Origin of the sequence: Pseudoalteromonas sp. T1lg21, assembly GCF_002964625.1 — a bacterium.
Taxonomy (GTDB): Bacteria; Pseudomonadota; Gammaproteobacteria; order Enterobacterales; family Alteromonadaceae; genus Pseudoalteromonas; species Pseudoalteromonas gelatinilytica.
Window position 1 is genome coordinate 289,420 of sequence record NZ_PQBX01000004.1, and the last position, 23,157, is coordinate 312,576.

Annotated in this window: 14 protein-coding genes, 1 tRNA gene and 1 pseudogene; 15 read left to right on the forward strand and 1 reads right to left on the reverse strand. The window is 40.5% G+C overall.

All coding sequences use genetic code 11. From position 1 onward, the window contains the following. Positions 1 to 43: 43 nt before the first annotated feature. Complete coding sequence (locus C2M25_RS03865) at positions 44 to 709, reverse strand: Bax inhibitor-1/YccA family protein (RefSeq protein WP_063705584.1); 666 nt, start codon at positions 707 to 709, stop codon at positions 44 to 46. A gap of 258 nt (positions 710 to 967) precedes the next feature. Here C2M25_RS03865 and C2M25_RS03870 point away from each other — a divergent pair. The 15 genes and pseudogenes from C2M25_RS03870 (at position 968) to pyrD (ending at position 23,081) form a co-directional block, all read left to right on the forward strand. Next, positions 968 to 1,058 (forward strand) — tRNA-Ser (locus tag C2M25_RS03870). Positions 1,059 to 1,210: 152 nt separating this feature from the next. After that, positions 1,211 to 1,606, forward strand: a complete 396-nt coding sequence (locus C2M25_RS03875; protein ID WP_063705582.1) for a hypothetical protein — start codon at positions 1,211 to 1,213, stop codon at positions 1,604 to 1,606. A 125-nt stretch (positions 1,607 to 1,731) separates the two neighbouring features. After that, entirely contained in the window at positions 1,732 to 2,193 is a 462-nt protein-coding gene (locus C2M25_RS03880) for a GAF domain-containing protein (protein WP_063705580.1), read from the forward strand. Beyond that, positions 2,190 to 2,468, forward strand: a complete 279-nt coding sequence (locus tag C2M25_RS03885; RefSeq protein ID WP_063705577.1) for a hypothetical protein — start codon at positions 2,190 to 2,192, stop codon at positions 2,466 to 2,468. Before C2M25_RS03880 ends, C2M25_RS03885 begins: the two co-directional genes overlap by 4 nt. Before the next feature lie 14 nt (positions 2,469 to 2,482). After that, positions 2,483 to 3,133: an RNA chaperone ProQ gene (gene proQ, locus C2M25_RS03890; protein WP_063705575.1), complete on the forward strand. Its 651-nt coding sequence runs from the start codon at positions 2,483 to 2,485 to the stop codon at positions 3,131 to 3,133. Positions 3,134 to 3,160: 27 nt separating this feature from the next. Then, the gene (gene prc / locus C2M25_RS03895) at positions 3,161 to 5,185 is read left to right on the forward strand and encodes a carboxy terminal-processing peptidase (protein ID WP_105174064.1); all 2,025 of its coding nucleotides are present in this window, start codon (positions 3,161 to 3,163) and stop codon (positions 5,183 to 5,185) included. A 178-nt stretch (positions 5,186 to 5,363) separates the two neighbouring features. Beyond that, positions 5,364 to 6,844 (forward strand): annotated as a pseudogene (gene nhaC, locus C2M25_RS03900) (Na+/H+ antiporter NhaC). 41 nt (positions 6,845 to 6,885) lie between these two features. After that, complete coding sequence (pepN, locus tag C2M25_RS03905; protein WP_105180448.1) at positions 6,886 to 9,480, forward strand: aminopeptidase N; 2,595 nt, start codon at positions 6,886 to 6,888, stop codon at positions 9,478 to 9,480. Next, positions 9,480 to 9,701 carry a DUF2835 domain-containing protein gene (locus C2M25_RS03910; protein WP_105174066.1) on the forward strand — a complete coding sequence of 74 codons (222 nt, stop codon included), beginning with the start codon at positions 9,480 to 9,482 and terminating at the stop codon, positions 9,699 to 9,701. The genes pepN and C2M25_RS03910 overlap by 1 nt, the downstream gene beginning before the upstream one ends. A gap of 288 nt (positions 9,702 to 9,989) precedes the next feature. Next, positions 9,990 to 12,074, forward strand: a complete 2,085-nt coding sequence (locus tag C2M25_RS03915; protein WP_063705564.1) for a DUF1302 domain-containing protein — start codon at positions 9,990 to 9,992, stop codon at positions 12,072 to 12,074. 12 nt (positions 12,075 to 12,086) lie between these two features. Next, complete coding sequence (locus C2M25_RS03920) at positions 12,087 to 13,451, forward strand: DUF1329 domain-containing protein (RefSeq protein WP_063706176.1); 1,365 nt, start codon at positions 12,087 to 12,089, stop codon at positions 13,449 to 13,451. A 124-nt stretch (positions 13,452 to 13,575) separates the two neighbouring features. Further along, entirely contained in the window at positions 13,576 to 14,580 is a 1,005-nt protein-coding gene (locus C2M25_RS03925; RefSeq protein WP_063705561.1) for a WD40/YVTN/BNR-like repeat-containing protein, read from the forward strand. Beyond that, a complete protein-coding gene (locus tag C2M25_RS03930; protein WP_105180449.1) occupies positions 14,580 to 16,904 on the forward strand; it encodes an efflux RND transporter permease subunit in 2,325 nt (774 codons plus the stop codon). Before C2M25_RS03925 ends, C2M25_RS03930 begins: the two co-directional genes overlap by 1 nt. Before the next feature lie 212 nt (positions 16,905 to 17,116). Next, the gene (locus C2M25_RS03935; RefSeq protein ID WP_105180450.1) at positions 17,117 to 21,955 is read left to right on the forward strand and encodes an NAD-glutamate dehydrogenase; all 4,839 of its coding nucleotides are present in this window, start codon (positions 17,117 to 17,119) and stop codon (positions 21,953 to 21,955) included. A 115-nt stretch (positions 21,956 to 22,070) separates the two neighbouring features. Next, the gene (pyrD, locus tag C2M25_RS03940) at positions 22,071 to 23,081 is read left to right on the forward strand and encodes a quinone-dependent dihydroorotate dehydrogenase (protein ID WP_105180451.1); all 1,011 of its coding nucleotides are present in this window, start codon (positions 22,071 to 22,073) and stop codon (positions 23,079 to 23,081) included. Positions 23,082 to 23,157 lie beyond the last annotated feature (76 nt).

A 23,157-nucleotide genomic window follows, 5' to 3' on the forward strand; every position in this document is an offset into this window, starting at 1 on the left:
AAAAAAGCCCCTAGAAAGGGGCTATTTTAGCAGAACTATTTAATTAGTCATCACTTGCACCAAGTAGGTGTAGAAGTGAAGTGAATAAGTTATAAATGTTCAGGTATAAAGCAACCGTTGCACGGATGTAATTGGTTTCGCCGCCGTTAATAATACGGCTTGTGTCGAATAAGATGAAACCAGACATAATTAGTACAACAGCGGCGTTGATAACCATAAAGGTAACTGAGCTGCCGATAAATAAGTTAACTAGGCTTGCAATAATAACTACTATTAAACCAACAGTTAAAAAGCCGCCCATAAATGAGAAGTCTTTTTTAGTGGTAAGCGCATAAGCCGACAAACCAAAGAAAATTAACGCGGTAGAACCTAACGCTTGCATAATAAGGAATGGGCCATTTGGCATTGCTGCGTAGTAGTTAAGCATTGGACCAAGCCCTGCGCCCATCAAACCTGTGAAAACAAATACCCAAGCAACACCTGACGCACTGTCGGCCTTTTTATTAACAACAAAAAGTACGCCGAATGCAATCAAGCTGAATACTAACCCCATAAAATAAGGTAGATTCATTACCATAGAGATACCGGCAGTGACTGCACTAAATGCAAGTGTCATAGCGAGTAAAAAGTAGGTGTTTTTTAAAACTTTATTGGTTTCAATAGTCGACATTACTGGTCTAGCAGTATTGTACGATTGATTAAACGCCATTGTTAGAGCTCCTTTAAATGAACTTATACGTTCGTTAGTTCCAATTGTTAAACTGAACTAAGCCTATCAAGAGTTATATATTTGGGCAAACTATTGTGGATCAATAGACAGGATAAATAATTGAAAAGTTCAAATCGATTATATTTTGACTTTAATTGTGTTAATGCTGAACGATTTAGTTGTTTTTTAATCACTTAAACAGTTTTTTGAAAAAAAAGCTTCACAAGCACGGCCGCTTTATCTATTATGCACGCCGTCGGAGAGATGGCAGAGTGGTCGAATGCACCGGTCTTGAAAACCGGCAGGGGTTTGTAGCCCCTCTAGGGTTCAAATCCCTATCTCTCCACCATCATTGAAGCCGCTGAATTTATTCAGCGGCTTTTTTGTTTCTAGCGCTTTTTCTTCAGCCTGCAAATTACGACTATTGTCGATATTTCGCATTTCAACTAGTTAGTCCATGCTTATTACTTCTCGTATTATCTTTGTGAAATTAGGGAATTTATGAAACATCGTTTAGCAAAGAGTGTAGGACTTTCTTTATTATCGCCTGTGATCATCGGTTGTATCTTAGGCCTTTATTATGCGTTTACACTTGAGGGAAATGGCTTAAGCATTTTCTTTAAGCTTCTTGTTAGCGCAATAGCCAATGCACATATCGTTGGGTTAACTATGGCAGCCTTTGTCGTACCGGGATATTTGCTTATGTATAAGTATGCAAAGGTAAATTATTCAGGTGTATTAACGCTAGGTCTATTAGGTGGTGCCATCTTTAGTTATCTATTAAGTCCGACAACAGGCATGGAATTTATTGTTAATGCATTGATGTCTGCACTTGCAGCGGGTCTGTTTTTATTTGGTTTAAGACAGGGTCTTACAACACAATCTTCTCATCAATAGCAGAATATTTAATCAAGCTGACTGAAATTGAGGGCAAAATGTTTTTTTTTGCCCTTAAAAGGTTTCATTTGTCGTCTACAAAGAGTACCTTTAGCTACTGTATGTTTAATAAGAAGTAGTTTGGTATGCAAAAGCAAGATTTTTACCAGTCATTAGTTAAACAAACTGAGTCGCTAATCACTGGTGAATCAAATGTTATTGCCAACATGGCAAATATTAGTGCGCTGTTATTTACCTCTTTAGAGGATATAAACTGGGCGGGCTTTTATTTAATGGATTCACCTGAAGAATTAGTGCTAGGGCCGTTTCAAGGTAATCCTGCATGTATCCGTATTCCAGTAGGTAAAGGGGTATGTGGAACTGCCGCGCAAACACAACAAACACAACTCGTTGAAGACGTTCATGCATTTGCTGGGCACATTGCCTGTGATGCTGCATCGAATTCTGAAGTTGTTGTGCCGATTTTCAAAGACGGTAAAGTATTTGCTGTACTTGATATCGACAGCCCAAGCATTGCGCGATTCGACGCTGATGATCAAGCTGGTTTAGAAGCATTGGTAAAATGCTTTGAGGCAAATCTAAAATGAAAGATCTGCTAAATGTGCAAGATTACCTCTTTGCAATTGCTGATGTTGGTGATTGGGAAGGGGAAGAAGAAGTTGTTGCCGAAAGGCTCAACGACTTGATTCACATGGCTTGGGATCGTCTACCGGATGACCTTGACTGTGAATCAATTGATGAAATTATAAATGGTATTTGGGAACACCTTCGTGGTGATTTAGCGCTTATTGAAGCGGACTTCGAAGAGTTGACCGACTGGGTAACACACTATGTCGATTCATCATTAGATGAAAAGATGTAATAAAAGGTTCTAACATGGAAACCACAAACAAGCTAAAAGATATTAATGAAGTATTGGATTTCTTATACCAAGAATTTCCACAATGTTTTAAACAAAAAGACGGCATTCAACCGCTTAAAGTCGGTATCTTTAAAGATATTGCTGAGCGCATTGAAGGTTCTGAGAAAGTAAGTAAGACTCAGGTACGTCAAGCACTAAGAAAATACACCTCAAACTGGCGCTATTTAGAAGCCGTGACTAAGTCTGAGTTCCGTATCGACCTTGATGGTAATCAAGACGAGAAAGTGGAACAAGAGCACATTGAACACGCGCAAAAAGCGTTAGAAGAAAGCCGCGCTAAAATGGCGAAGCGTAAAAAGCCACAACGTCCACGCAAAGACGGTGACACAAAATCTTACAAAAAGAATACAGGTCATCACGCTAAATCTGGCGAAAAAGGCGCTAAAGTAAGTAATAAGCCTGCTAAAGCTGCTCCTGTAAAACGTTCAGGAAAAGTTGAACCTTTACCTGCCTCTGAGGTCAAGGTAAATAGCAAAGTTAAAGTTAAACTTGGCCAAGCACTTGTAAACGCAGTTATTACTGAAGTGAATAAAGATGAAGTTCACGTTGAGTTAGTAACAGGGATGCAAGTTAAAACCAAAGCAGACAGCCTGTATATCATTTAATAGCTGTAAAAAATAAAGGAGTTGTGTATGAGTAAAAAGTTTACGCTCATTCCGTTAGTCGCTGCCCTGTTTTCAGGTTCATTATTGGCATCGTCAGATAATCTGACAGAAAAAGATTTGCCAGTACTCAAGCAAGAAAGCCAACATAGTACAGCAAGCAAACGGGTGACAAACTTATTTACTCGTGCACACTACAAACCAATTAAATTTAACGATGAATTATCTGAACAGATTTTTGATCGCTACATTGAATCTCTCGACTACAACAAAAGTGTATTTTTAGCGTCTGACATTGCCTCGTTTGAGCAATATAAAGACCAGTTTGATAATGCATTGTCGACAGGTAAATTGGGTTTTGCCTTTGATATTTTTAACTTAAGCTTAAAACGTCGTTTTGAACGTTACGATTATTCTTTATCGCTACTTGAAAATGAAATGAAGTTCGATAATGAAGATGAGTACGTATTTGACCGTGAAGACGCTGATTGGGCAACAAGCCAAGCTGAGCTTGATGAACTTTGGCGTCAACGCGTTAAATATGATGCGTTACGTTTAAAAATGACCGGTAAAGATTGGCAGGGCATCAAAGAAGTTCTGACCAAACGCTACCACAATGCGCAAAAACGTTTAGTTCAGACAAACAGTGAAGATGCGTTTCAAATCGTGATGAATTCATTCGCACGAAGCATCGAAGCACATACCTCTTATTTATCACCACGACGCGCTGAACAGTTCAAGATGGATATGGATCTTGAGTTAGAAGGTATTGGTGCGGTGCTTAGCTATGATGAAGACTACACAGTTATCCGTAGTTTAGTGCCTGGTGGCCCAGCTGATAAATCAGAACAAATTAAAGCAGACGATCGTATTATTGGTGTTGCTCAAGAAGGCGAAGACTTTGTTGACGTAATTGGCTGGCGTTTAGATGACGTCGTTGATTTGATCAAGGGTCCTAAAGGCACAAAAGTTCGTCTGCAATATCTTAAAGGGGCAGATGCTCACGGCACACCGAAAGTGGTTGAAATTACGCGTGATAAAATTCGCCTAGAAGATCGCGCTGCAAAATCTGAAGTATTTGAAGCAAAATATTCAGACTTAACCAGCAAAATTGGTGTGATTGAAATCCCTGGTTTCTATAACAATTTATCGCAAGACGTTAAAGTTGAAATTGCGAAATTAAAAGAAGCTAAAGTAGACGGCATCATCATCGATTTACGTCAAAACGGGGGCGGTTCACTTTACGAAGCGACTCAGTTATCTGGCTTGTTCATCGACCAAGGCCCTGTTGTACAAATTCATACCCTGAATAATCGTATTGAAGAGCAAAAAGATCGTGACGGTGTCACTTTTTATGATGGCCCGCTAACTGTGTTAGTTGATCGCTACAGTGCGTCTGCATCAGAGATTTTTGCAGCTGCAATGCAAGACTATGGCCGCGCAATTGTGATTGGTGAACAAACCTTTGGTAAGGGTACCGTTCAACAGCACAAACCACTTGGCCGTGCTTATGACTTATACGATCACCCATTAGGTAGCGTGCAATATACCATTGCAAAATTCTACCGGATTAACGGCGGCAGCACACAACACAAAGGCGTGATCCCAGATGTATCGTTCCCATCGGCAATTGACCCATCAGAGTGGGGCGAGAGCCAGCAAGATAACGCATTACCTTGGGATAGCATCATCCGTGCTAAGTACAATTCGGTTGATAACCTAAAACCAGCGATTGCTTACGTTAATAAGCTTCATGATACGCGTATTGCCAGTGAGCCTGAGTTTGGCTATGTGTTTGATGACATTAAGCGCTACCAAGAAGAGAAAGACCGTAAAACTATCTCATTGGTTGAAGCGACCCGTCTAAAAGAGAAAGATGAAGGTGAAGAGCGTGCCTTAGAGCGTGCTAATGAACGACTTGTTCGCTTAGGTGAAAAGCCAGTTGAGAAGCTTGATGATTTACCAGATAGCCTTGATGAACTAGACCCTTTCTTAGAAGAAGCGGCATTAATCACCCAAGATTATATAAAATATGGTCGTATCGCTAAGAAATAATTAGCAATTAATTAGCAATATCGATTAATAAAAAGGCGCATAAGCGCCTTTTTTGCTACCTAAAACAGGTCATATTGGTATAATCACAATACTTGGCTGCATAAGGCCACTGAAGTTTTGCGTCAAAGCTTACAATAATAATTAAACACGCCACATAAGACGTGTAGGAGACTATCTTTTGAATTCAATTGAAGAGAAGCCAATTAAACAGGCCAGTTTTTTAGATGCTTAATCCCAATTACTGTTCTCGTGTGCCTATTAGGCGCTGCTGTTTATTTATTCGGTGATAATTCATCATCAGGTCCTAACCAAATCGCTTTATTATTCGCTACATTTACCGCGGCATTAATAGGCTTAAAAAATGGTTACACTTGGAAGAAACTAGAACAAGCTATGATTGAGGGGATCACCTTATCCCTGGGAGCAATCATTATTCTATTAATGGTGGGTGCCTTAATTGGTACTTGGTTGTTATCAGGCACCGTACCTACTTTAATTTATTATGGTCTACAGATTATCAACCCTAGCTGGTTCTATGCCGCTAGCTGCTTGATTTGTGGCATTGTCGCTATGAGTATCGGTAGCTCTTGGACAACGGCTGCGACCATTGGTGTGGCGTTATTAGGTGTTGCAACTGGTCTTGGTCTTGAACAAGTTGTCACGGCGGGTGCGGTTATCTCAGGTGCCTACTTTGGTGATAAATTAAGCCCGCTTTCTGAAACAACGAATTTAGCGCCGGCAGTGGCAGGGGCTGATTTATTTGACCATATTCATCACATGCTTTGGACAACGGTACCAAGCTTTATTATCGCATTAATCATTTTCATATTTATGGGCTTTAATGCTGGCGGTTCAGCAGAAGCAGGCCGTATTGACGAAATCGTAAATTTACTAGAACAAAATTTTAATATTGGTTTTGAAATGCTAGTGCCACTGGTGGTGCTGTTATTTTTAGCAATACGTAAGATGCCTGCTTTCCCTGCTATTTCGATTGGTGCCGTGCTAGGTGCAATATGGGCTATGTTATTTCAATCAGATTTAATCAATAGCCAAATTGATGCATCACAAGGTCATGCTATTGGCTACTTTAAACTAGTTTGGACAACGTTCTTCGATGGTTTTAGCATTGATACTGGCGATGAAAAAATGGACTCACTATTAAGCGGTGGTGGCATGGCTGGCATGCTAACAACAACGTGGCTGATCATGACGGCCTTGATGTTTGGCGCTATCATGGAAAAAACCGGCTTACTTGATATGTTCGTTAAAAGCATTTTAAAAATTGCTAAAAGCACCGGCTCACTTATCACTGCTACGATTGCAACATGTATTGGTACGAATGCAGTTGCAGCGGATCAATATATCGCGATTGTTGTTCCTGGTCGTATGTTTAAAGATGAATACGAAAAACGCGGTTTAAAGCCGGTTAACTTATCTCGCACATTAGAAGATGGCGGCACAATTACCAGCCCACTTATCCCATGGAACACCTGTGGTGCCTACATGCAAAGTGTTTTATTAATCAATCCATTTGATTATGCCATGTATGCATTCTTTAATTTAATTAATCCACTTTTAGCGATTGTTTACGCTTATTTAGGTATTAAAATTTTACGTATTACCCCAAAGCACCTTAAACAAGAAGCTAACGCTGAATAAACTATATAGGCCCTGCAGTGCAGGGCCATTTGGAGTCAGTCATGTCTACTACGACTAAACCTCAAGCTCAATATTTAAAAGATTACCAAGCCCCACAATTTTCAATCCAGCACATCAATTTACGTTTCGAATTAGCCCCTTTAAAAACATCAGTACAGTCAACAATGACAATCAACCGTACTGATGAGAGCAATGCAGATCTTGCGCTTGATGGTGTTGATTTAACACTTATCTCAGTAAAGGTTGATGATCAAGCGTATGATGATTACACGCTTGAAGATGAAAAGCTGATTATTCATAATCTACCTGCAAGCTTTATTCTTAAAATTGAAAACCATATTGATCCACAAACGAATACTTCGTTAGAAGGTTTGTACTTGTCGGGTGGAGCTTACTGTACGCAATGTGAAGCTGAAGGGTTTAGAAAGATTACCTATTACCTTGACCGCCCAGACGTACTTGCCAGCTTTGATGTAACCATTATTGCCGACAAAAAGTACACTCATTTACTGTCTAATGGTAACCAAATTGAATCAGGTAACTTAGATGATGGTCGTCATTTTGTAAAATGGCAAGACCCATTTAAAAAGCCTAGCTACTTATTTGCATTAGTCGCCGGTGACTTTGACGTATTACGTGACCATTACACGACGCAGTCTGGTCGAAAAGTAGAATTAGCTTTGTTTGTTGATAAAGGTAATTTATCTAAGACGCCTCATGCTATGACGTCTTTAAAGAAATCAATGCAATGGGATGAAGAGCGCTTTAACCTTGAATACGATTTAGATATCTACATGATTGTTGCCGTTGATTTCTTCAACATGGGCGCAATGGAAAATAAAGGTTTGAATATCTTTAACTCTAAATGTGTTCTGGCGAATCAAGAAACAGCCACTGACAAAGATTATCATACGATTGAATCAATTGTAGGGCACGAGTATTTCCATAACTGGACCGGCAACCGTGTTACTTGCCGTGACTGGTTCCAGCTGTCGTTAAAAGAGGGCTTAACGGTTTTCCGCGACCAAGAGTTTAGTAGCGATTTAGGTTCTCGTGCGCTTAACCGTATCGATGCAGTTAAAGTCATGCGTACTCACCAATTTAGTGAAGATGCAGGGCCGATGGCACACCCAATTCGCCCTGAAAAAGTCATTGAAATGAATAACTTTTATACAGTGACTGTGTATGACAAAGGGGCTGAAGTTATTCGCATGATGCACACCTTACTTGGAGAAGAAAAGTTCCAACAAGGTATGGCATTGTATTTCGAGCGCCATGACGGACAGGCTGTTACCTGTGATGATTTTGTGGCTGCCATGAGTGATGCGTCTGGCATTGATTTAACGCAATTTAAGCGCTGGTATAGTCAAGCGGGTACACCTAAGCTCAATGTAGAGCAAGCGTATGATGAACAAAACCAAACTTTCACATTAAGCATTGAGCAGTTTGCACCTGATAATCAGCCTAACAATGCCTTATTACATATTCCATTTGCTATTGAGCTATTAGATAGTGAAGGGCAGTCGCTACCTCTTATAATTGATAATCAGGTCCAAGATTCGGTATTAAATGTCACTGAAAAAACGCAGCAGTTTGTTTTCGAGGGCATTAAACAGCGCCCTGTAGCAGTGCTACTCGAAGATTTCTCTGCGCCGTGTATTGTTAATCAAGATACCTCTGCTGCTGATCTATTACATATCATGCGTTTTGCTCGCAGTGATTTTTCACGTTGGGATGCGCAGCAGCGTTTATTTACCAATGAAATGAAAGCGGCGATTGCCAGTGGTGAAGCCTGTTTATCGGATGACATTTTATTCGCATTAAAAGCATTAATTGATCAGCGAGAAGGTGATCTTGCTCTAATTGCTGAGCTTTTAAAACTGCCTAGCTACGATACCCTCGCGGCAGAATATGCAGTTATCCCTGTTGATGACATTATTGCTGTACAAAATGCATTTGAATCACAAATAGCAACTCACCTAACAGAATCATTGGTAAATTGTTATAACGCGCTAGAAGATGATGGTTCAACATCTGCGACAGCTGTTGCCGTACGTGCTCTTAAGCAACTTTGTTTACATTATTTAGCGAAAACGAATCATAGCGACGTTAATAGCCTCATCATAGAATCTGCACACAGTATTAATATGACCAATGCCCTTGCCGCATTGAGTGCGGTGGTAAAAGCAAACCATTCACTATGTGATAGGCTGCTAACAGAGTTTGATGCAAAGTGGCGGCATGATGTGCTCGTTATGGATAAATGGTTTGCGTTGCAAGCAATGAAAGATTCTGCAACGAGTATCAACGATATTAAAGCGCTCTATGAACACCCAAGTTTTGACTTTGGTAACCCTAACCGCGTGCGTGCTTTAGTTGGCAGCTTTAGTCACTTTAATATCACTCAGTTCCATCGTGCAGATGGTAAAGGATACCAGCTGTTGGGTGACTTATTAGTTAAGCTTAATGATATTAATCCACAAAATGCATCACGTATGCTGACGCCATTTATGTCATGGAAACGCTATGATGAAAATCGTTCTGCGGCAATGAAAGCACAACTACAACGTTTAGCTGATTTAGATGGACTCAGTGATGATCTGTTTGAAAAAGTAGAGAAAGCACTCGAAAGTTAATGACAGAATATTATTTTGCATTGTATCTGAGTTACTCAGAATGTCTTGATTACTACCACGGTAAATATAAATCGGTGCAAGTCACAGAAGATGGTGGTAAGACAGTTCGATTTGCTGCCAGTCATTTACGTCCTTTTATCTCATCGTTAGGAATAAGAGGGCGTTTTAGATTAACGTTAACCGCAGATAATCAATTCTTAAAACTCGAAAAAATCAGTTAATAAAGCAGCTTCGGCTGCTTTTTTGTTACCTAAAAAGCTAATTTTTACTGTCCCCAATTCGCTCAATTTATTATATTTTTGTTAATTCGATTTGTTCTATTGTTAATTTACGTGTATAAAATATCTAGTATGACGTCTTACCAATACGTAAACGTCACATTTTTAAATAAATATTAACCGATTGAACGCGTTCCGTATTGTAATTTTAGCGTTTCGCTTCTATCGTTAGAAAGATACTAAAAACAACAATTTGATCACAAAACAACCCGTTACAGGGGGATGAACACAATGATAAAACGATCGCTTTTTGTTAAAAACAAAATAGCTTTGGGACTCGCTGCAGCTACACTCGGACTCTCAAGCACATCTTTGCATGCGGCAAATTTTGAGTTAGGTGGCTTCGACGTTCGATTTGACTCTAACTTTTCTTATGGTCAAAGCATACGAATTGAAGACCGTGATTTCCAACATATTGGTAAAAGTAATAATCCTTCATTTGATTGGACGGGTTATCACTCTGCGCTAAATCCAATTTATTCTTCTGCTGATGTATGGAACCAACCGGGTGCTTACTCAAATAATGGTGATGCAGGTAACCTTAATTTTGATAGTGGTGATTCATTTTCAAAATTATTAAAAGGTAACCATGAGCTATCAATCAGCAAAGATAACTTTGGTTTATTTACTCGTTTCATGTATTTCTACGACTTCGCCCTAATGGATGGTGATTTTGCGTATAGCAACCCAACATCAGGTAAAAAAGTAGACCCATGTGATGATGACGACACCAAAGAACAAGTGTGTGCTGATCTGCGTTTATTAGATGCTTATGTTTGGGCAAACTTTGATTTAAATGAAGGTCGTAACCCGCTGTCTATTCGTTTAGGCCAACAAGTTGTTAACTGGGGGGAGAGTACTTTAATTTCTCACGGTATTAACGTAAACCCTGTTGATATCGATCGTTTAAAAGCCCCTGGTGCTGAATTAAAAGAAGCCTTTATTCCAGTTGGTATGCTTTGGGCGTCTTTAGGTATTACTGATAATGTAACCCTTGAAGGCTTTTACCAATATCAATGGCATGAAACGCGTCTTCCAGCGGCTGGTACGTACTTCTCGACCAACGATTTCGCATCTGAAAATGGTTATCAGCAAAATATCCAATTAGGCTTCACGTCTAACCCTGATATCGACTTAGCATTCTTGACTGAAAGCTTAAATAATTTAGATGACATTGTTCGCTCGCAAGGTGTTGATCCTACATCAGTACAAGGCCGAGCAATGATGGCACAAATGTACCTAGCTTACCCAACTAAAGTGGCGTTAAAAGGCAAGGGTGGCGCTGGTAAAAACGAACCTGATGACGGTGGCCAATACGGTTTACGTTTAGGTATGTTCTTACCTGATTTGAATGATACTGAGTTAGCGCTATATCACATTAACTATCATAGCCGTCGCCCGGTAATCTCTGGTCAGGTTTCAAACTTTACCAGTGAAGCAATCGCTGCCGATATCGGTATGCTTTTAACAACAGATATCACTGAAGATAACGTAACAAACCTACAAGCATTCACTAAAGGCCAGTTAGAATACCCAGAAGATATTAAACTTTACGGTATCAGCTTCAATACCTCGCTAGGTGAAACAGCATTTGCCGGTGAATTTGCCTTCCGTCAAGATGAGCCTCTACAAATTGATGACGTAGAGTTACTGTATGCGGGTATGCCTGAGCAACTAGCTGTTGCGGGTATTCGTCCTGACTTTGCTGGTATTTCGCAAATGAGTCTTGGCGATGCAACAAGTGTTGTAGGTCCGGGTGAAGTTGCACAAGGTTTCATCCTGCGTAATACAGCACAGTTACAATTTACAGCAACACATCTATTTGGCCCATCATTAGGTGCTGATAGCTGGGCAGTTGTTGGTGAAATTGGTGGTGTACGCATTAACGATATGCCTGACTACGACGAGCTTCGTTTAAACGTAGCGGGTACTGGTCGTAGCGGTATCATGCAAGGCCCGTTAAGTGATGATTACTCAACACTTCATCTAGGTCTGTCTAATGGTCCTGAGACGAACCCATTCCCAACAGCATCGGCTTGGGGTTATCGTCTTATTGCGAAAGGTGATTACTACAACATTTTTAATGGTGTTAACTTCTCGCCACGTTTTGTGTTCTCACATGACGTGAATGGTATTACACCAGATCCAATGTTCTTATTTGTTGAAGACCGTAAATCGCTCGGTGTTACTATGAACTTCAACTATCAAAATGCGTGGTCGTTCGACTTTAGCTACAACTCTTTCTGGGGTGGTGGCGCAACGAATACTTTCTCTGACCGCGATTATGTTTCTTTCAATATTAAATATTCAATCTAAGGGTAAATTATGATTATTAGAAAACCTACCCTCATTGCTGCAGCATTTTGTGGCATTTTCGCAAGCTCGAGTGTACTTGCAAAAATTACCGCTGATGAAGCGGCACGTTTAGGTAATGATTTAACGCCAATTGGCGCAGAAAAAGCAGCGAATAAAGATGGCTCAATTCCAGCTTGGACAGGCGGCATTACAACGCCACCGGCAAGTTATAAGCCAGGTATGCATCATCCTGATCCGTATGCAGATGATAAAATTTTATTCACGATTGATAAATCGAATGTTGCCGAGTACAAAGATTACTTGAGCCCAGGTCAAATTGAATTATTCAATACCTATCCTGACACGTTCAAAATGAACATCTATCCAACCCGTCGTAGCGCGTCTTATCCGCAGTTTGTATATGATGCAACGAAAAAATATGCAACGACAGCGGAATTAGTGGAAGGTGGTAATGGTATTAAAAATACCGCTGTAGGTGTTCCGTTTCCAATTCCTAAAGATGGTTTAGAAGCTATTTGGAACCACTTATTACGTTTCCGTGGTTTATCAATCGAGCGCTCTGGTGGTCAAGCAGCACCAACAGCATCAGGCTCTTATAACTACGTTGGTTTTGAAGAACAATTGTTAGTTGAGTATTCATCGCCTGAAGCGACACCTGAAAAACTACAAGAATCAAATATCTTGTTTAAGTTTAAGCAAAAAGTAACTGAGCCTGCGCGTCTTGCTGGTACTGCGTTATTAGTTCATGAAACCATGGACCAAATCTTAACGCCTCGCCAAGCATGGACATACAACTCAGGTCAACGCCGTGTTCGTCGCGCACCTAATGTTGCTTATGATGCACCAGGAACAGCGGCTGACAGCTTACGTACAACTGATGACTTTGATATGTTCAATGGTTCACCGAACCGTTACAACTGGACATTAAAAGGTAAGCAAGAGCTTTATATTCCTTATAACAGCTACAAGCTACACAGTGACAAACTGAGCTATGATGACATTTTACAAGCTGGTCATATCAACCCTGAGCATGTTCGTTATGAAAAACACCGTGTTTGGGTTGTAGAAGCGAATCTAAAAGAGGGCACGCGTCACATTTATAAGAAACGTGTTTTCTATATTGATGAAGATAGCTGGCAAGTACATGTAACGGATATCTACGATAACCGTGATCAAATGTATCGTGTAGCGATGGCACATGGTCTTAACTACTATGAAGTACCAACTCATTGGAGTACGTTAGAAGTTTACCATGATCTTAACTCACGTCGTTATTTAGCAATTGGTTTAGATAACCAAGAAAAAATGTATGATTTCTCTAAATCATTCAACGATAACGAGTTTACTTCAAGCGCATTACGTCGCGAAGGTCGTTAATCAAAATAAGGCACCTGCTAACAGGTGCCTTTTGCAATTCGCGTAAGTCATCAGGACACGCAATTGGTTTTCCCAGTGGCTTTTTTGACTTCTCTTTTTATCATTTCGAAGGCGATTTATCTTTATGAAGTATTTGCTTTATGCCTGTCTTGCTTATAGTGCTTCATGTTTTTCTCAAGACATGCCAGTAGCGCAACACGCCGTTAGCGCTGTTAATGCGAACAAAACTCTTCTTACTGACATTGAATTAGCAGGTTCACAGCTGGTTGCTGTAGGTAAACATGGTGTGGTTATTACAAGCTCAGATGCGCAATCTTGGCAACAAGCGAGTGTCCCAACACAAGTGCTACTCACAGCCGTTGATTTTTACAATAGCGACTTAGGCTGGGCATGTGGTCATGATGCAACCATCATTAACACAGTGGATGCAGGTAAAACATGGCAGTTACAACAATCTTTACCAAACATGGATAAACCGTGTTTGGATATCTTATTTACATCAGAAAAGCACGGTTATGCCGTTGGTGCTTATGGCATGTTCTTTGAAACCAATGATGGTGGTGAGCATTGGCAAAAGCGCTTTTTAGATAGTTTACTGTTTGAAGATGACCGTGATTATTTAAATGACTTAAAAGAAAATGATCCTGAGGGTTATGAAGTCGAGACAGCATCAATACTGCCACATTTTAATCGCATCGTTAAAGCCGGTGAGCGTTTAATTTTAGCCGGTGAAATGGGGTTGATGGCAGAAAGTGTAGACAATGGTCAAACTTGGCAACGCCTCGAAGAGATCTATATGGGCTCTTTCTTTACGTTTGCGTCAACTGCAGATCAAGGTGGAGAAGACATCGTTGCAGGACTTCGTGGCAATATTTTTACTCGTCAAGCCGACAGTGATCAGTGGCAGCAAATCCCGCACAGCAATTATGCAACCGTGAATAGCGCAATTAATTACAATAATGAATGGCTATTATTCGCAAACAGTGGCGTGATTTTCCATATTAAAAATGATCAACTCTCAGAAGAACAAATGGCAGATGGTAAGTCATTACTCGATGGCGTTGTGTTTCAAAACAAACTGATTATGGCTTCAGAAAATGGCATTAAAGTGAAGGAGTTGAATCCGTAATGCGTGGTTTTTTAGATATCTTAGAAAGAGCGGTGTTTCGCCATCGCTTGTTCGCAATTATTTCTTTTGCTTTGATCACCTGTTTTTTATTATTCAAAGCAACGCAAATTCAATTAGACGCGTCGTTTAACAAAAATATTCCGCTCAATCATGACTACATGAAAGTTTACACTAAACACGAAAAGCAGTTTGGTGGCGCTAACAGTATTTTAATTTCAGTCTGTGATGCAGACGGTGATATTTTTAATGAAGAATTTTTTACTCAACTGAAAGCAGTTCACGACCAGCTTTACTTTATTCCAGGGGTAAATCGTCCGTTAGTAAATTCAATTTTTGCACCGAGTGCGCGTTTCGTTGAAGTGGTTGAAGATGGTTTCGCCGGTGGTCCTATTATTCCTGCAAACTTTACAGCAGACAAACGTGGGCTTGCGGTTGTAAAAGAAAACATCGAAAAAGCAAAAGTAGTTGGTCGCATGATTGCAAGCGACTACTCGTGTGCAATGGTAACTGCTCAGCTACTCGAGACTGATCCACAAACACAAGAAAAACTCGACACGTTAGCCTTTGCTGAAAAGTTAGAAACACAAGTACGTGAACCGCTAAGCACTGACAAGGTCAGTATTCATATTATCGGTTTTGCAAAAATGGCTGGGGATGTCGCAGAGGGCGCTAAGGGCGTACTGTTATTCTTTGCTATTGCTATTGCTTTCACATTTGTAATGGTTTGGCTGTTCTGCCACTCTTTAAAACTGACTATTTTACCGATTGCTTGTTCGATCATTGCTGTTGTTTGGCAGTTAGGTTTGCTGTCAAGCCTAGGCTTTGGTTTAGACCCTATGTCAATTTTGGTGCCGTTTTTAGTGTTTGCCATTGGTGTAAGCCATGGTGTGCAAATGATTAATGATATCGGTAAAAAAGTCACATCGGGCAGCTCAACCAGAGTGTGCTGTCAGGCAAGCTTTAGAGCACTACTTATTCCAGGTGGTATTGCTCTGTTATCTGATACCGTGGGCTTTTTAACTTTACTGACGATTGATATTGGTATTATTCGTGAGCTTGCTATTACCGCGAGCTTAGGTGTTGCGGTTATTATTTTCACAAACTTAATCTTATTGCCGGTTTGGGCTTCGTATATGCGCTTCGAAGGTTCAGTGCATATTCAAGCGGGTACACATACAGACAAACCGAATTTCTTAGATAAACTACGTGAACTGTTAGTTAAAGCAACAGACCGTAAAACAGCTTTGTTCATCATTGCACTCACAGCTGTGTTATTCGCTGTGGGCTATTGGCAAGCTGATAAGATGCGTATCGGTGATTTACATGCTGGTGCACCATCACTGCATCAAGATGCCCGTTATAACCAAGATACTTTCTTAATATCAGATAAATACACCATATCTTCAGATATCCTAAAAGTGATTGTTGAAGCCTATCCTGCAGCCTGTACTGAGCATGATGTGATGGAACGTATTAGTCGTTTCCAATGGCAAATGGAAAACGTAGCAGGGGTGCAATCGGCTGTGAGTTTAAGCTCAGTTGCGCAATCTGTGAATGCAGGCTTTAACGAAGGTAACTTAAAATGGCAAAGCTTGCCGCGAAACACCGCGAGCTTAGTGCAATCAACATCGCGTGTTGAAACAAGCTCAGGCTTACTTGATGGAAACTGTTCTGTCATGCCGGTGATCATTTTCTTAAATGACCACAAAGCAGAAACGATTGACCACGTTGTTGCTAAAGTTAAAGAGTTTGCTGCTGGCGAAGAAACTGACACGTTGAAGTTTAAACTTGCATCAGGGCCTGTGGGTGTAATGGCTGCAACGAACGAATCAGTATCAGCTGCACAGCTACCTATGATGCTTTACGTTTACGGCGCCGTAATCCTGCTATGCTTAATAAGCTTTAGAAGTGTGAAGGCCACAATCGCCGTAGTATTACCTCTGTACATCGTATCGACGTTAGCGCAAGCGTTGATGGTACAGTTAGAAATTGGCTTAACAGTGTCGACACTACCTGTTATCGCTTTAGGTGTTGGTATTGGTGTTGATTATGGGATTTATATACTGTCATCAATGATGGGGCAGCTAAAACAAGGTGTCGCACTGGAAGTGGCTTATCGCAATGCATTAGCAGAGCGTGGTAGCGCAGTGTTATTCACGGGTATTACCTTAGCCATCGGTGTCAGCACATGGATTTTCTCTGATCTGAAGTTCCAAGTAGATATGGGTATACTTTTGACCTTCATGTTCTTGGTTAACATGTTGGGTGCAGTACTACTTTTACCTGCAATTGGCAGCTTCCTCTGGACTGACCAGAAAAAATAATGTGAATAATTGTGCTCCAATATGGCCAGTAATGGCCATTTATATCTATATTTTGTGAATAGATGACCAAATAGCTGAAAAGCTTAAAATGATTTCATCGAAAAGGCTGTTTATTAGCTGTAAAAGAGTTAGAATTTACCTGACTCCACGCTAATAAATGGCTGTACAAATATTCTACTAATCGATAAGTAGTATAGATTAAGGAACATACAATGACACGAAATGAAGGGCAAGCCTCGGTTATCTTAGATAATGTCTGTAAGCTGATCCAGAAAAAAGTTCACGCTGATAATGTGTTACTCGTTGAGAAATTCGCCAAAGCCTTGTACAGCAATATGTCTAAAGAGGATTTGGCACATCGCAACGATAGTGACTTATATGGCGCTGCACTAAGCCTATGGAACTCGCTAGAAAAAAATAATTCTGATGACGCGGTTGTCCGTGTCTTCAACCCAGAAGTAGCAAAAGATGGCTGGCAGTCATCGCACACTATTGTTGAAATCATCGCGAAAGACATGCCTTTCTTAGTTGATTCTGTGCGTATGGCCATGACTCGCGCAAACATCGCTTCTCACTTATTACTTCACTCTCCGCTGAAAATCCAACGTGATAAAAACGCGAAAATCACGGGTATTTCAAGCTTAAAGGCAGAGCAAGAATCAACGTCGACAAAAACTGTGTTCTTTATCGAAATTGACCGTCAAACAGATGCAAAAGTGATTGAGTCTTTCAAAGAAGAACTTGAATCTGTGCTTGTTGATGTATCGATTGCTGTAGAAGATTGGCAGCCAATTCGTGACAAGTTGATTGCGGTAACCAAAGAGCTACCAAAACGCCATCATAATAATAACGATAGTGAAGTTGCTGAAACCGTTGAGTTTTTAGACTGGTTAGCAAAAGATAACTTTACCTTAATGGGTTACCGTGAATACGAATTATCAGCGGTTAAAGGTGATTATCAATTAAAAGGTAAAAAGGGCACAAGCCTTGGTCTGATGAAAAATTCAGATGAAGAGCACAGCCGTTTATTATCAGAATTACCTGAAGTTGCTCGTCAAGAAGCACGTAGCAATAACTTACTGATCTTAACTAAAACTAACTCAGTATCTCGCGTTCATCGCCCAGCTTATATCGATTACGTAGGCATTAAGCGTTTTGATGACAAAGGCAATGTAATTGGTGAAGACCGTTTTATCGGTTTATTCTCATCAAGCTTCTACAACAATAGCGCTGCTGATGTGCCGGTACTAAAAAGTAAAATTAACCGCATCATGGATATGTGTGATTTTGCAAAAGGTACACACGCATACAAAGCGGTATTAAACATTCTAGAAACGTATCCACGTGATGAACTTGTTCAAGCACGTGAAACAGAGCTACTTGAAGTTGCGATGGGTGTATTGCAAGTTCAAGAGCGTGATATGTGTCGCTTGTTCGTTCGTAAAGACGCTTATGGTCGTTTCTTATCTTGCATGGTTTACGTACCACGTGAGCGCTACAACACGGCTCTTCGTCGTGAAACGCAACGTATCTTAGCCAATGCATTTAATTCTGACGATAAAGTCGAATTTACTACTTTCTTCTCTGAGTCAACATTAGCCCGTACACACTATACGGTGCGTGTGACTGACAATAATATTGAATATAACGTGAAAGACATCGAAAACAACCTAATTGAAGCTGCCCGTACATGGGAAGATAGACTCCAATCTGCACTCTTAGAAAGCGCAGGTGAAGCACGTGGTAAAGAATTAAACCGTAAATATGCGCAAGCGTTTGCAAGTGCGTATAAAGACCAGGTTCTACCAAGTGCAGCGGTTGTTGATATTGAAAAACTTGAACTTCTGAATGACGAAAACAAACTAGAAATGTTGTTCTATCGTCCACAAGAAGAAGCAAATACCAACGTAGTTCGTTTAAGCTTATTCCATAAAGATGAGCCAATCCACTTATCTGACGTCATGCCAATGTTAGAAAACTTTGGTTTACGTGTCGTGGGTGAAACGCCTTACTCAGTTAAAACAACTGATGGTAAAGTTAATTGGATCATGGACTTCACCATGCTAATTGACAACAAAGGCATTGCTGACTTTGATAAAGTTTCAGCGCGTTTCCGTGCTGCATTAACAAATGTGTGGAATAACCGTTTAGAAAACGATGGTTTCAACCGCTTAGTATTAATGGGTGGTTTAACGGGTCGCGAAGCGTCTATTCTTCGCGCCTATGCAAAATACATGCGTCAAATTGGTGTAACGTTCTCACAGACTTACATTGAAAGCACATTTGCAAATTACCCACACATTGCATCGCAAATCGTAAACTTATTCACTAAAAAGTTCTCAGTTAAGAACCCTGGCAGTGAAAAAGTTTTAGAAAAGCTAATCGCACAAATTTATTTAGAACTTGAAAACGTAGCGAACCTGGATGATGACCGTATCATTCGTTTATACGTAGACATGATCATCGCGACACTAAGAACGAACTTCTTCCAAAAAGAAGCGGATGGCCAATTTAAGTCATATGTATCGTTCAAGGTTCAGCCTTCTATGATCCCAGAAATGCCATTACCGCTTCCAGCGTTTGAGATTTTCGTATACTCACCGCGCGTTGAAGGTGTGCATTTACGTGGTGGTAAAGTTGCGCGTGGTGGTTTACGTTGGTCTGACCGTCGTGAAGATTTCCGTACTGAAGTACTGGGTCTTGTTAAAGCGCAACAAGTTAAAAACACGGTTATCGTGCCAGTAGGTTCTAAAGGTGGTTTCGTATGTAAACAGCTACCGACAGACCGTGAAGCGTTCTTTAAAGAAGGCCAAGAGTGTTACAAAATCTTCATCCGTGGTTTATTAGATATCACAGATAACATCGAACGTGGTGAGATTGTGCCACCAGTTGATGTTGTTCGTCATGATGAAGATGACCCGTATTTAGTAGTTGCTGCCGATAAGGGTACTGCGACTTTTTCTGATATCGCTAACGGCATCGCAAATGAATATAACTTCTGGCTAGGGGATGCATTCGCATCTGGTGGTTCAGTTGGTTATGACCATAAGAAAATGGGTATCACTGCTAAAGGTGGTTGGGAATCTGTTAAACGTCATTTCCGCGAAATGGATATTGACTGTCAAACAACAGACTTCACTGTTGTGGCTATCGGTGACATGGCAGGTGACGTATTTGGTAACGGTATGCTGCTTTCTAAGCACATTCGCTTACAAGTTGCATTTAACCACATGCATATCTTCGTTGATCCAAACCCAGATGCAGCGGCATCTTACCCAGAGCGTGAGCGTTTATTCAATCTACCGCGTTCTTCTTGGGAAGATTACAACAAAGACCTTATTTCACAAGGTGGTGGTGTATTCTCTCGTGCGGCTAAATCAATTAGCTTAAGCCCTGAAATGAAGAAAATGCTTGGCACTAAAAAAGCAAGCATGACACCTAACGAGTTAATCAAAGCTGCACTGATGATGGAGTTTGATTTACTTTGGAATGGTGGTATCGGTACTTACATCAAGAACTCTAAAGAGACAGATGCTGATGTGGGTGACCGCGCGAATGATGCACTTCGTATTAATGGTTCTGAGCTTGGTGCGAAGATCTTAGGTGAGGGCGGTAACTTAGGTGCGACGCAACTTGGTCGTATCGAATTTGCTGCGAAAGGCGGTCGTGTTAACACTGACTTCATCGATAACGTAGGTGGTGTTGCGTGTTCAGATAACGAAGTAAACATTAAGATCTTACTGAATGGTCTAGTTGCTGAAGGTGACTTAACGCGTAAACAACGTGATGAGTTACTTTATTCAATGACTGATGAAGTGTCTGAGTTAGTATTAAAAGACTGTTATCGTCAAACACATACCTTATCGATTACACAATCAAAAGGTACATCAACACTTAAAGAAAAAGTACGCTTTATCCATGCCCTTGAAAAAGACGGCAAGCTTAACCGTGCAATCGAGTTCATCCCAACAGATGAAGAACTTGCAGAGCGTGCAGCAGCGGGTAAAGACTTAACTCGTCCAGAGCTTTCTGTACTTGTTTCTTACGCGAAAATGGTTCTTAAAGAGTCTCTAGTGGTTGATGAAATCACAGAAAACCCTTATTACCGTCAGTTATTAGTTAATTCATTCCCGGTACCACTTCGTGAGAAGTTCAACGATGCAATGGATAACCACCCACTTCGTAAAGAGATTATCGCAACGAAACTTGCAAACAACATCGTTAACGATATGGGTCTTAACTTTATGGTTCGTATGCACGAAGAAACAGGTGCTAACGAAGCTGAAATCGCACTTTGCTACTCAATTGCAAAAGAAGTGTTCCAGATGCCAGAAACATGGTCATCAATTGTTGCACTTGATAATAAGATCCCAGCAGCTGTACAAACAGAAATGCTATATCAACTACGTCGTACGGTTCGTCGTGCAACACGTTGGTTCTTACGTCATCGCAATAAAGCACAAACGATTGAGCAAGCAATTGAATTCTTTGCACCAACATTTGCTGATTTAAGTGAAAACCTAAACAGCTACATGGTTGAAAAAGAAAGCGAGCGCCTAGTTAAAGCGGCAGATAAGCTAATTGACAGCAATGTACCAAAAGCACTTGCAACACGTATTGTGTCACTATCAAGCTTATTCTCTGTCATGGACTTAGCTGAAATTGCTAACAATTCAGAGCGTAGCATTGATATGGTTTCTAACACCTACTTCAAGTTAGGTGCGCGTATGGGCTTACATTGGTTCCTTGACCAAATCACTAACCAACCAGTAGCAAACCACTGGCAAGCACTTGCTCGTGCTTCATACCGTGAAGAGCTTGATTGGCAACAACGTACATTATCAGCTGTGGTACTTAATAGCTTTGCAGCAGATAGCAAAGACATTGATGCACAAATTGATGAGTGGATGGATAACCAAGATCTACTTCTACAACGTTGGAAACAAATGTTATCTGAGTTCAAAACATCGCAAAGTCACGATTTCGCGAAGTTCTCAGTAGCACTACGTGAACTAATGTTGTTAAGCCACAACTGTGACACTTCCAAATAAGTGAAAAGTCGTTAAAATACATACCCCAGCTCGCTGGGGTATTTTTTTGCCCTAAATTTGCAATGGTCCGTTTCATAAACGGCTACCTTGTTTATTTTTACCTAAGGAACAAACCATGTTTTATGATCTAGCTCGCCGTTTTATGTTTACCCGTGATGCGGAGTGGGCTCATGAATTTGCACTTAATAATTTACGCCGATTTGCTCATACTCCATTGAGTGCAGCATGGTCACAAACTGTCCCTAATAAACCTGTTAATTTTTTAGGTTTAGAATTTAAAAATCCAGTCGGTTTAGCGGCAGGTTTAGATAAAAATGCTGAATGTATTGATGCATTTTCGCAAATGGGTTTTGGTTTTGTAGAAGTAGGTACTGTGACGCCACGTCCGCAAGCGGGTAACGATAAACCACGTATTTTCCGCTTACCTGAATCAAATGCGATTATTAACCGTATGGGCTTTAATAATAAGGGCGTTGATAACTTAGTTAACAATGTTAAAGCGGCTAAATACGACGGTATTCTAGGTATTAATATTGGTAAAAATAAAGATACTCCAAACGAGCAGGGTAAAGATGACTACATCCACTGTATGCGCAAAGTATTTGAGCATGCATCATACATCACAGTAAATATTTCTTCACCGAATACGCCAGGCCTTCGTGACTTACAATATGGTGAGGCGCTGGATGACTTATTACAAAGCTTAAAGAACGAGCAACTTGATCTAATTGCTAAACACAACAAACAAGTGCCAATGCTGGTTAAGATCGCTCCTGATCTTGATGAAGTGCAAATTGCCCAGGTAAGTGAGTCATTGATCACTAATAAGATCGATGGTGTTATTGCAACAAATACGACGCTTGAGCGTGCGGCAGTACAAGGCCAACAACACGCAAACGAAGCGGGAGGTTTATCTGGCCAACCAGTACGTCAGCGTTCAACCCACGTGGTTAGTGAGCTTAAGCGTTTAACTGATGGTAAGTTACCTATCATTGGTGTTGGTGGTATTGATGATGCGGATTCTGCAAAAGAGAAATTTGCAGCGGGTGCAGACCTTGTTCAAGTTTACACTGGATTCATTTATAAAGGCCCAGAATTGGTAAAAACGATCCTAAACAGCTTATAAGGATCAGTTATCTAAGCAATTGATCATTAATAAAATGTTCTAAGAAATCATTTTATTAATGGTCTGCTTTAGTTAT